We start from the raw sequence: 12,549 nt of genomic DNA on the forward strand, positions 1-12,549 counted from the left end.
ATTCATATTTAAATGTTATACTCCTGAGAAATTAATCAAAAGAGGAACGAAAAATGAAATTCAGCAAAAGAATCGTCTTAGTCATTAGTATTTTATTTTTCATAATCTTACTCATGTTCTTAAGCCCATTTTCTACTGCAGCTTCAAGTAACTCTCCAGGTAATATATCCAGTGAATCTGTGATTTTAATTGAAGGAACTACAGGAGAAATTCTTTATGAGAAGAATAGTTATCAAAGTATGTATCCTGCCAGTATCACAAAAATTTTAACAGCAATAATTGCTATTGAAGAAGGTAACCTGTCAGATAAAGTTCTAATTAGTCAAAACGCTCGAGATACAGAAGGAACGAGAGTATACCTTGAACCAGGGGAACAAGTATCTTTAAAAAAACTCGTGCAGGGGTTATTAATCAATTCAGGAAACGATGCGGGAGTGGCGATTGCCGAACATATGGCAGGTAGTGTGGAATCGTTCAGTAATGAAATGAATCGGTTCACAAAAGAAAAAATCGGAATTACTAACAGTACTTTTAAAAATCCTCATGGTTTGTTTGATATTAATCACCAAACAACTGCTTATGATATGGCAATGATTACTAAGTATGCAATGAAAAATAAGGAGTTTAGAGAAATCTTCCGAACAAAAGAACTACGTTGGGTTGGAGAAGGCTGGGATACAACGCTTTATAATCATCATAAAATGTTATGGAGATATGAGGGTGTTAATGGCGGCAAAAATGGTTATGTTGATCAATCTGGGACTACATTGGTCACAACGGCGAAACGTGGAGAAACTGAATTAATAGCGGTCACTTTAAAAGCGAACTCTTCTGAAGTTGCATATGCGGACACCACTAGTTTATTAGATTTTGGTTTTACTCATTTTCTAACGCAGAAATTTTCTGAAGTAGATCTTACAACAATTCAAGGTGCAGAAGGATATAATATTGATAAAGATCTGTTTTTTACAGCAGGAGTTAACATTCCGATCATTTCAGAAGTTAACATGGATGGCTTATTAGTTATTAAAGACCAAAATGAGAAGGTATTATTAGAGTATTCTTTAACTAAAGAGTTAAAAAAAACGAAAAAAAATGAAGATGGTAAAGAGGTTAAACGTAGTCCTTTAGTAATAATTACTTATCTTCTAGTAGCACTTTATATTGTTTTTCTACTCTTCTTGATTTATTTAATTCGACTGAGAAGCATTAAATTTAAAAGTCAAAAATATTCTTCATTCAAATATCACCATTAGATAGATCCAGTATAACTATTTATTCTCAATTTAAAGGAATGCTTTTCAAATAAGAGGTGAGTGTAAATTGGAATAGGAAAAGGAAATTCTCGAAGCGTTTTCTAAATTACTTCCAGAAATGAGAAGTATCTTAGATAACATAAAAAATCAGAAACAAAACAATTTAGATGATATTCTGTTATTAGATGAAAAATTAAAAATCTTAGAATCAAAATTTTCTCGTTTTTTGAAAACTTCAATATCACGTAAGTATAATCAATAATTAAACTATCTTACTAAAAATGGAGGGGAATTATGGTAAGAATTCTTATCATAGATGACGAGCCAAAATTAGTAGATGTTATCTCTTCATACTTTGAAAAGGAAGGATTTCAAACAGTAAGTGTATTTAATGGAAAAGATGCGTTATATCATCTGAAAGTTTCCTCATTTGATTTTGTCATACTTGATTTAATGCTTCCAGATATTAGTGGAGAAGAACTTTGCCAAATGATTAGAGACAATCACTCGATCCCAATCCTCATTTTATCAGCTAAATATGGAGAAGATGATAGAATACATGGTTTGTCGATTGGAGCAAGTGATTATATGAAAAAACCTTTCAGCCCAAGAGAATTAGTCTTAAGGGTTAAGAATATTCTTAGACAATCAAATTTATGAACAACAAAATGAGCTTATCCTAGGAAAAGCTCATTTTCTTCATATAAATAGAGTTTTTATGATTATAAACATAACCGTGAGACCCAGTGTTCATCATACACTGTATCAATATATCGATCTCCTCTATCAGGGAATACAGTTACAATGTTCTCACGGTTATCTAAAGAATTCACTAACTTTTTAAGAGCTGCAACTGAAGCACCGGAAGAACCCCCAGTAAAGATTCCTTCACTTTGTAACAATTCATGACATCCATTAACGGATTCTAAATCATTAACATGAATGACCCTATCAATTTCGTTATTATTTAAAATCTCCGGCACTCTACTAGCGCCGAACCCAGGCAGTTCTCTTTTTCCCGGAGGAGTATTAAAGATTATTGATCCGACAGCATCAACGGCTATTACCGTTAAATTCGGATGTTTTTCCCGAAGTTTACGGCTAGTACCCATAATACAACCTGTAGTACTTACGGGTACTACTAAATAATCAATGTTCGCATCAATCTGTTCGATAATCTCAGTACCTGTCCCTAAATAATGTGCCTTCCAATTGTTTTCATTGGCATATTGGTTTATCCAATATCCATTGGGTAACTCTTCAAGAATTTCTTTAACTTTGTTTATTCTAGTCTTTAAATAACCACCCTGATCGTCTTTATCCTCGACCATAACGATATTTGCTCCAAACGCTCTCAAGATTTTTAGATTTGTCTTTGAAATTTTCGGATCGACTACACAAGTAAAAGATAAACCGTGATAACGGGCAATCATTGCTAGTGCAATGCCAAGGTTTCCAGAACTGCTTTCTATTAAGTGAGTTGCAGAAGTTATTTGTCCATTTTGCAGTCCTTGTTCTATGAAATACTTCGCAGGGCGATCCTTCATGCTACCACCTGGATTCATAAATTCAAGTTTTGCATAAACATTTTGTTGGGGAAATAAACTCTCTAATCTAACCATAGGTGTGTTGCCGATACATTGGTTGAGTGAGTTATACACAGGTGCTTTTTGTATAGTGTGTAACATTAAATACCTCCAGTTAAATGAGATTCAATAATTTTTGCAGAATTATGCCTCATAAAGATAAACATTTTCAGAATATAAACGTAAATTATCTTCTCGGTGCTTACAGAGTGATTCCCATTCAAACTCATCGAAACTTTTAGATGTTAAAAATTCAAAGGGAATCCTTAAATTTAACAATCGCCCATTAACTTGAATTCGAGTAACTCCAGCTGGATAGAGTTTTCCAAGTTTCACAACTTTTTTTATGGTATCCAAACATGTTGCAGGATAGTTAAATCGAATAAAACCAAGGTTTGGACTTTCCTTAGAATGGGCAGGTATACGTCGTACCTCTTGGTATTCACTGTAAGCATTCACAATGGCGTGCCAAACATCCAACTTTTTAGATAGCTCTTTTGTTGAGTACTTCGCATAAATATAAAGTTCGGAATGGTCATGAAACGACAGAGTTGCAAGAGGGATTTCATCTGCTCGAACTTTTTTTGTTACTTCTATTGATGGATGTTTTGTTAATTCTTCAAACCATTTTCCAGCTGGAACTATGTGATGCCATGCGTTTATTCTTACATGATTGGGATCCACAATTTGTATGGGAACTCTCAAACACCCCATTTCTTTTAGTGCGTTTAATCGATGTGCACCATCTAAAACTAAATATTTTTCGTTTTCTAAATGTAGAGCTATGATCGGATTTCTTATTACACCATCTAGTTTTATGGCATTCTTAATTTTAGAAAGACGTGCTGGTTCATATGGTTCATGAAGCATAATTCTATTAATATCAATTAATTGTAAGGATGATTTTAAATTCATTACCATTCCTCCTTAGGTTTTAATGTCTTTTTTGTTTTGTTTTTTTTATAAAGAATGAATAAAGGCAAAAGGCTTAAGAAGCTGACTACGATCCAATATTTTTCTGGTTGACCGTTTTTTAAAAAATAATCATATATAACTCCACCTACCAAATTACCTAATGATCCCCCGATTGCCATTGCTAAGTTTGAAAAACCAAAATAGGCTGCCAGTGATTCTTTAGGGGAATTGTGGGCAATATAGCTTTGGAACAATGGCAGTAATGTAATCGATCCAATAGCAATTCCAGTTAGCACTAATAATAGAGTAGCTATATTGTTTCCAAACGTAATGGGGACAATAAAAATTAGAATAGTAACATAACTGAAAAAGAATAATGAATGAATCGTTCTATCCTTAATCATTAAGAATACAGGCCACTGGAAAATAATAATTATTAAAGTTACAAAAGTAAAAATCCAACCAGAAGACCCTGTCACATTCGTTGAAATGATTGGTAATGTTAGATACAGCTGTTGATATAAAAAATGAAAAGGAATCAAACTAACAGTCAAACCTACAAATGACTTATCTTTAATAATTTCAGCAAATTCTTGGATCCAAGTCTTAGTATTAAGTGGCTTAGATACTTTTGGGAGAAATATAGCAACTATACAAAGAATCAGAAATAATAATCCTGAAAGAACACTAAGATGTTTAAAGTCATCTATTGAAAAATAAAGTCCGGCTAATGGTCCCAATACAGTTCCAGCGTTCTCTATGATATTCATTAGAGAAAATATTTCCTTATGCTTTCCTTCTGGTGTTAGCGAAGTTAAATTTGCTTTAAGAGCAGGACTGAATAATGCTCCGCCTAGTCCACTCAAAATAGCTGCAATTATGACCAAAAAACCATTTGTGGTTAATCCCATCGATGCAAATCCAATTCCGCGAAAGAAAAATCCGATTACCACTATTTTTTTATATCCTAATCGATCAGCCAGGGCACCTCCTACAATCATTAGACCTTGTTGACTCAAAATTCTTATTGCGAGAATGAAACCAACAAAACCTAAAGAAAAGCCGACATTTTGATTAAAGTAAGTGGATATAAAAGGAACAAACATAAAAAAAGTAAAAAACGATATAAACTGCAACAAAAGAATGACGATGACAGGTAGTTTTAAATAAGATGGGAAAATGTTTTTAATAGTGTTTAAAAATTTCATATTCAGCACCAACTTTTAAAGGGATTTAATACACCTCCAGAATCGTTATAAAACAAGAGTAAATATTAAATGTCGAGAAATAATGCAAAAATGGTTACAGGACCGTAAATGATTTTAAAAATGATTACATATTTAAGGTGAAAGAGTAATAATTGTGGGGATTATCGGAATAAATTGAATAATTTTCTAAATTGCAAGGGGTTTTTCATTTTATCTCTAAGATTATAAAATTCGAAAATGTACACATTTACGAACTGTTAATCTTGCAGAGAGTTAAGCCCATTCAGCTGTTCAAATATGTGTAAATAGACTTAATGAACGTTTACCTCTTTTTATAACAATTTCGGAAGAATAATCAATTAATACAGTTTGATAAAAAATTCAGTTCTTGGGAAAAGTATATTTTTTTTTATAATGATGTGTTTGAGGATCTAGTTACTTCTCATTCTTAATTGGAATCTGCAGCCTTCGAAGCTTGAAGTACAATTGATTCAATCATAGCTAAGAATTACCAAATATTAAACAGTCTGATTACAAGAATGCCGAAAATTTCTAAGACTTTTTTACGTACTTTTAACGAAAGTATTCAAAACTTCCTTCTTTAACATATTTTGGATTTTGGTATAATTGATTTAACAGTATTAATTTTCTGTGAAATTTAAAATAAAGTGAGGTTCTTGTTATGGCTACTGTTAAAGCATTTTATGCTTATCCATCAGGAAACGAGAGTTTAAAAGAAGACATTGCTAAAGCAGTAAAAAATATTAATGCTACTAAAGCAGTTAAAATAACAAGATGGGAAGATCTAAATGTAACAGGTAAACATATGATAGATGTAATATTAAAAACTATTGATGATAGTGATTTATTTATTTGCGACTTAACTTTCTTAAATTTCAATGTACTGTTTGAACTTGGATATGCAGTTGGTAAGAAAAAGAAAATTTGGATAACTCTCAATGAAACCCATAATAAATCTACTAGCAATTACCGTCAGTTAAAATCATTAACAACCATTGGATATGCAGGATATAATAACGCAGATGAACTTAAAATTAAATTTTTCAAAGAAAATCCACATCAATTAGCAGAAACAATAAATATTCAAGATGAAAATTTGGGTAACACCAAAAGTTTGGTTTATTTGAAGTGTGGAACAGGAACAACAGCTTCAACAGAGTTAACTTCACTAGTACAAAGTTCAAAGCTACCATTATTAACAGCAGATCCATATGAAGGTCGTAACCCACTAAGTTGGTATGTTAAAGCATTGCAAAATTCTTTAGGAGTTTTAGTACATTTTCACACTTTAAATCAAGATGGAGAAGTTGGTGAAGATATTTTTTGGTCATCAGAAAAAGCAATGGTAGCGGGAATTGCACAAGGCCTGGATCTAAATTTGCTCATTTTAGCTCATGAACCTTATGAAACACCTTTAGATTATCATGACCATTTGCATACACATAAAACAAGTAAAAAGTGTGTTGAAATTTCGGAGACTTGGCTTGAACCCTTGATAAATAAACGGAATAATATGAAGGAAGAAAACAGACAGCACAAAGCAGGACAAAAAGCTCTTAATAGTATAAAGAGTTTAATCATTGGTGACCATGTAGCGGAAAACGAGCCAGTTGATTTAATAGAATACTTTGTTGAAACAGCAGAATACAAGGAAGCACTCAAATCACAGCAGGTACTTTTTGTAGGTAGAAAAGGTACTGGTAAAACAGCAAATTTAATAAAAATTAAAGATGAGCTATCTTCAGATAAAAGAAACTTTGTTTGTTCCATACAACCCCAAGGTCATGAATTCGAAGGTGTATTAAATATATTAGAAAAAACATTAACCAGTTCTGAACAAGGACATTTAATCGAAAGCATTTGGAAATTTTTGATTTATACAGAACTAGCAAAATCATATTATGAATATTTATGTAACCAACCCCCTCAGATACCTAAAACCAATGATGAATTAGAACTAGAGGACTTTATTAAAAAAAATGAAAAACTTATCAATGCTGATTTCACACTTAGACTTGAAAATGCAGTCACTAAATTAAAGTTATTAGACTACAATAATGAAATTGATCAGCAAAGAGTTAAAGTAAGTGAAATTTTACATAGCAAGATAATTTCTCATTTAAGACAAAAACTAGGTAAAGTTTTTCATTCAAAAGAGAGGGTATGTATTTTAATTGATAATCTAGACAAGAATTGGAGTGACAATGTTAATCTCGAAAGATTAAGTCAATTATTGTTTGGATTGTTAAATGTAGGCCAAAGAATTACTGATGAGTTTAGAATGAAAAATTATAAGCAGGTTGATGTAGAATTATCACTTATTGCTTTTTTAAGAAGTGATATCTTTACTAGAGTTATGAAATATGCAAACGAAAGAGATAAAATACCATATAAAAATCTATCATGGACTGAGCCTAATCTGTTATTTAAGGTTATAGAGCAGAGGATTGAATATAATATTGATGAAATTCCAAGTCCTGAAGTTCTTTGGAGAGATTATTTCTGTGAGACTGTTAATGGACAAGCTTTAAAAGACTATATAACTAGTTTTATTCTTCCTAGACCACGTGATATTATAATTTTGTTTAAAATGGCTTTTCAAGAAGCGATAAACAAAGAGCATGCTAAAGTAGAAGAGGAAGATTTTAAGGCAGCTGAATTTAAATATTCAGAATATGCTTTGCAGTCTTTACTTCCTGAAAACGGGAATAGAATTCCGGAATTAGAGTCAGTATTTTATGAATTTGCAGGACATAATTCTATTATCGATAAAAATGAATTAGAAAATTGTTTAGTAGAGTGGTGTACAGCTGATAAAGATACAAAGCATATTATTGAAGTCTTGTGCGAATTGACTTTTTTGGGATTGGAAGTTGCAGAAAATAAGTTTGAGTATTTTAGTGAAAAAAGACCCAAGAAAATTACTGAAAACTTGGCTCGTAAATTAGTTTTAAAAAATAAAAAAAATCAACGATATGAAATAAATCCTGCATTCCATGCATATTTAGAAATAAATAAGGTTGAATTGATGAAAGTATAAAGATACTTTTATCATATATTAAGAAAAGATAATTACGATTCTATCCGATAGTAGACAGCCCATTTTGTTAATGAGTTGTAATTAAAGAAAGTAAATTTCATCTGTTTGGTAACTTTTTATTATTCCATAGCTACAAGCCAAAACCACCTTTTTGGTGGTTTTGGCATTTTTAAATTGATGCAATTAAGAACTGCATCGAGTCTCGTGAAATAGAGAAAGTGTCTCAATTAAGTAGACTCTATGGGGACAATTTACGAGAAACAGTCTAAAAGGCTTTGGTACGTCTCACTTTCATGTTCCAAAAAGGTAAGTTCTAAGAACATTGGATATCGCAGTTCAGCGTGCAAGATCAGAAAAAATAAGCGGAGATCAAATAGGATTGTATTCATTAGAAGGATTGTCCGTTAAATTTGTTTTATCAAATTTTTATTTACTCGGAAACAAACTTGCGAAAATGTCCATTAAAAGGCTAGGGATTAATCCTAACTTTTTTTTACATATTTTCTACATAACGCAAAATAAGGTCTGGTAATTCAATAGGTTTCATATGGGCTATTAAAGAATGCTATAAATGTTCAAAAGTCCCTTTAGAAATCTCCCTACAGGGGCTTTTTTATATTGTTGGATTTAATTATTAAGTGTTCAATTTTGTTATTTTAAAGGAAAAATAATACAATTTGTCGAATATTTGGTATTAGTTGTCTATTTTCTTAGGAAGGGGTAAAGTGAAATGAAATTTTCTATGTTACATATCAGTGATATACATTTTAAAAATGAAAACAATAGTCTTTTAGAAAAAGTTGAAAAAATTAGTCTTGCAATAAAAAGTGAATTATATGATATAGAGACTCTTTTTATAGTAATGACTGGTGATATGGCATTTTCAGGGTCTCAAGTTGAATATGAAATTGGAGTAGAGTTTCTAGAAGGATTAAAAAACTCTTTAATAAAGGAAAGGGAAATAAATATTTATATTATTACTATTCCTGGTAACCATGATTGTGATTTTTCTACTGATCAATCATTAAGACAGGTGTTACTTGAAAATATAAGAACCCATTCAACTGACATTCCTTCTGACAAAATTATTAAGGAAATATGTTCGCCGCAGTTAAATTATATTGATTTCGCAAGTTTATATACAGAAAAAGAACATATTATTTATGATCATCTATTATTTAAAAAACATCTTTTTGAATTGGATAATGATATTAAGATAATCTTTAACTGTTTAAATACCTCTTGGATTTCTGAACGACATGAGCAACCTAGCAAAATGTACTATCCTTTGCATCTGTTTAAAGATGAAATTAGAACAAGTGGTGATATTAATATAACTCTTCTTCATCATCCTTTACATTGGTTAGATCCTATTAACAATAGAGCAAATAAAGAGATTATTGAAGATTTTTCAGACCTTGTTCTAACTGGCCACGAGCATTTTCCAACTTATAAGCAGTCCTTAGACTTTGATGGTAATTATACTGGTTACATCGAAGGTGGTGCACTACAAACAGGAAATCCAGTTGAAAGTGATTTCAATCTAATTCTTATTGATATGGATCTTCAACAACAAAAGATATTAAAATTTAGTTGGGAAGTTAATAAATATCATGTAAATAAGCAGATTAATTGGACGGATTTAAGGATAGGAAGTACAAACTCATCTGTTAATGAAAACAACGAAGATTTTAATAATTATTTAAATGATCCTGGGTTAACTTTGAAACATCCAAAAAAATCAGAAATTTCACTAGATGATATTTATATCTTTCCTGATGCAAAAGTCATAAAATATGAAGTGAAATTAAAAGAAGACATAAGTGAATATGTTAATTTAGAAGTTATAAAAGAAATTGGAAGTGAAAATAAATTTTTTATTACAGGGGAAGAGAAATCTGGTAAAAGTACACTATGTAAAACTATTTATAAGCATTATAAGTTAAATGGCTATGTTCCAGTTTTAGTAAATGGAAGAGATATAAAAAAATCTTCCATTGATGATTTTAATAAGGTGCTATATAAAGCTTACAACAACCAATATTCTGAAGAATCTCTAGATGAATTTAAACAATTACCAGATAATAAGAAGATTATTATTATAGATGATTACGATCAAAATAAATTGAATAACAAATTTTCTTTAAACCTACTAGCTAATTTAGATAGATACTTTGACAATATTATTATTACTGGAAACGAACTTTTTAAGTTTTTAGAACTACTATTTAATGATGATACACATGAAGAATTACTTGAGAGATTTCAAAAACTTGAGATTATGCACTTTGGTCATAGACTTAGAGCTCAATTAATTAATCAATGGAATAGTATAGGTGATTTAGAAACTTTGGATGAAAAGGAACTAATCTCAAAAAACGATTATTTTGAAAACACTATTAACACGATTATTGGAAATAATTACGTTCCATCATATCCTTTTTTTATTCTAGTAATGTTACAGACTTTAGAGTCAGGTGAATCACATAACCTTGCTGAAAGTACTTATGGTTATTATTATGAACATTTAATTAAACAATCTCTTATTAATCTTAATATGAAAAATGAAGATATTGATGCTTTTTATAATTATATTACTGAGTTGGCCTACGTCTATTTTGAAGATAAAACTATTGAAAAATCTAAAATCGAATTAGAAAATTTTAATAGTTGGTATTGTGATGAGTATGCTCTTGATTATAAATTTGATAAGTATTTCTCTAAACTAGTTGAAGCTTCTATTTTAGAATCTATACAAGAAACTTATAAATTTAAATATAATTATACGTACTACTATTTTGTAGCAAGATACTTAGCCATTAATATTTCAGAACCAGGTATAAGAGAAAAAGTATCTGAAATGTGTAAAAACCTATATTATGAAGAATACGCAAATATAATAATGTTTTTAACACATATATCAAAAGATCCTTTTATTTTAAATGAAATTTTAATTAATGCTCAGTCTATATTTAATGAATTCAAACCTACAGAATTAAATGATGAAATTAATAATTTGAATCAACTTATTAGTGATGTACCTAAGTTAGTAATTGATAACAAAGAAGTTAAAGAGCATAGAACGCAAAGGTTAGAAATGAAAGACCAAATAGAAAGAAGTCAAAATGAAATAGCTGCTACTGGTTATGATATAAGGGATGATGAGGCAAAAGAATTAGACATTTTAGGGAAATTGAATTGGTCATTTAAAACTTTGGAAATTGTTGGTTTGGTCTTAAAAAATTATTATGGGTCAATTAAACGAACCCAAAAAATCATTTTAGGCAGTGAGGCATATTTCCTTGGATTGAGATCCTTAAGTTCCTTTCTAAATATGATAAATACTCATATGGACTCCATCGTTAAGGAAATAGAAAAGGTAATAAGTGAGAAGGGGATTTCTGGTAAGGTAGAAATTGAAAATGAAGCAAGGAGTTTTGTATTCAATATCTGTACTGCTATGTCCTTTCATTTTATTAAAAAAATATCAACCTCCGTGGGTACAGATAAACTATCGGAAATATTTAAGCATATTTTAGATGAGAATTATACCAATGCTATTAGATTAATAGACTTATCTATAAAGTTAGACCATATTCAGACAATACCATTTAATGATATTGCAACTTTAAAAAAAGATTTAACAGATAAAAATAATTTAATTGGTTATAGTTTACTTAGGGGTTTAGTAATTAACCACCTATATATGTTTGAGACAAGTTATAAAGATAAACAAAGAATCTGTAACCATTTAGACATATCAATAGAAAGGCAGAGGAAAATTAACCTCATGTCTAATGTAAAAAAACAATAATTTCTCATAATTGGTGGCATTTGAATCGAATAGTGTAAAATCATGAACGAAGGCTGGGCTAGCTACTGGCACGCCAAAATTCTACAAGAAATGGACTTGACCTCTCATGAAACGATTGAATTCGCTAAATTAAACGCGGGTGTTGTCCAACCATCGAAAACATCGATCAATCCATATTACTTAGGGTTACAGATCTTCAAGAACATCGAAGAACGCTACAACAACCCAGATGAAGAGCTGATCAGACAAGGGGTTAAACCAGGATCAGGACGAGAGAAAATGTTCGAGGTCCGTGAACTGGAATCCGACATGTCGTTTATCCGAAACTATTTAACTAAAGATTTAGCACAAAGAGAAGACATGTATCTGTTCCAAAAGCAAGGGAAGGAATACAAGATTGTCGACAAGCAGTGGGAGGAAGTACGTGACCAGCTCGTGAGTATGCGTGTGAACGGAGGGTTTCCATACATTACAGTAAATGACGCAGATTACATGAAGAATGGGGAGCTATACCTCAATCATAGCTATGAGGATATGGAACTTGATGTGAAGTATCTTGAAAAAGTACTGCCGCATCTTCATCATCTCTGGGGAAGACCTGTTCACATGGAGACAAAGATTGAGCAAAAGCCTGTGTTGTTCACGTATGACGGGAAGACGGTACATCGCAAGTACCATTAAAATTAAAGATTTAAAAGCACTCTCATTT

7 protein-coding genes and 1 pseudogene are annotated in these 12,549 nt (G+C 31.0%); 5 read left to right on the plus strand and 3 right to left on the minus strand.

Annotation, left to right across the window (positions count from 1 at the left end; genetic code table 11):
* Positions 1 to 53: 53 nt before the first annotated feature.
* Both IHV10_RS12610 and IHV10_RS12615 read left to right on the plus strand, forming a co-directional pair.
* Positions 54 to 1,256, plus strand: coding sequence for a D-alanyl-D-alanine carboxypeptidase family protein (locus tag IHV10_RS12610; protein WP_197129852.1), 1,203 nt, complete (start codon positions 54 to 56; stop codon positions 1,254 to 1,256).
* A 294-nt stretch (positions 1,257 to 1,550) separates the two neighbouring features.
* On the plus strand, positions 1,551 to 1,916 hold the full coding sequence (locus IHV10_RS12615; protein WP_197129854.1) for a response regulator transcription factor: 366 nt from the start codon (positions 1,551 to 1,553) through the stop codon (positions 1,914 to 1,916).
* Between the two features lie 62 nt (positions 1,917 to 1,978).
* Here the strand turns inward: IHV10_RS12615 and sbnA are convergent, their stop codons facing one another.
* Genes sbnA through IHV10_RS12630 form a run of 3 tightly spaced genes read right to left on the minus strand, consistent with a single transcriptional unit; the run spans position 1,979 to position 4,965 of the window.
* The gene (gene sbnA / locus IHV10_RS12620) at positions 1,979 to 2,944 is read right to left on the minus strand and encodes a 2,3-diaminopropionate biosynthesis protein SbnA (RefSeq protein ID WP_197129856.1); all 966 of its coding nucleotides are present in this window, start codon (positions 2,942 to 2,944) and stop codon (positions 1,979 to 1,981) included.
* A 42-nt stretch (positions 2,945 to 2,986) separates the two neighbouring features.
* Entirely contained in the window at positions 2,987 to 3,757 is a 771-nt protein-coding gene (locus tag IHV10_RS12625; protein WP_197129858.1) for a ParB N-terminal domain-containing protein, read from the minus strand.
* Positions 3,757 to 4,965, minus strand: a complete 1,209-nt coding sequence (locus tag IHV10_RS12630) for an MFS transporter (protein ID WP_197129860.1) — start codon at positions 4,963 to 4,965, stop codon at positions 3,757 to 3,759. Before IHV10_RS12630 ends, IHV10_RS12625 begins: the two co-directional genes overlap by 1 nt.
* 682 nt (positions 4,966 to 5,647) lie before the next feature.
* Between IHV10_RS12630 and IHV10_RS22795 the strand changes: the two genes are divergently transcribed.
* The 3 genes and pseudogenes from IHV10_RS22795 to IHV10_RS12645 all read left to right on the plus strand — a co-directional run.
* Positions 5,648 to 8,026 carry a P-loop ATPase, Sll1717 family gene (locus IHV10_RS22795; RefSeq protein ID WP_231607365.1) on the plus strand — a complete coding sequence of 793 codons (2,379 nt, stop codon included), beginning with the start codon at positions 5,648 to 5,650 and terminating at the stop codon, positions 8,024 to 8,026.
* A gap of 730 nt (positions 8,027 to 8,756) precedes the next feature.
* The gene (locus IHV10_RS12640) at positions 8,757 to 11,840 is read left to right on the plus strand and encodes a metallophosphoesterase (protein ID WP_197129862.1); all 3,084 of its coding nucleotides are present in this window, start codon (positions 8,757 to 8,759) and stop codon (positions 11,838 to 11,840) included.
* Between the two features lie 36 nt (positions 11,841 to 11,876).
* Positions 11,877 to 12,521: pseudogene (locus tag IHV10_RS12645) on the plus strand (SpoVR family protein); the annotation flags it as partial.
* Positions 12,522 to 12,549 lie beyond the last annotated feature (28 nt).

Origin of the sequence: Fictibacillus sp. 5RED26, from assembly GCF_015903895.1 — a bacterium.
Taxonomy (GTDB): Bacteria; Bacillota; Bacilli; order Bacillales; family Fictibacillaceae; genus Fictibacillus; species Fictibacillus phosphorivorans.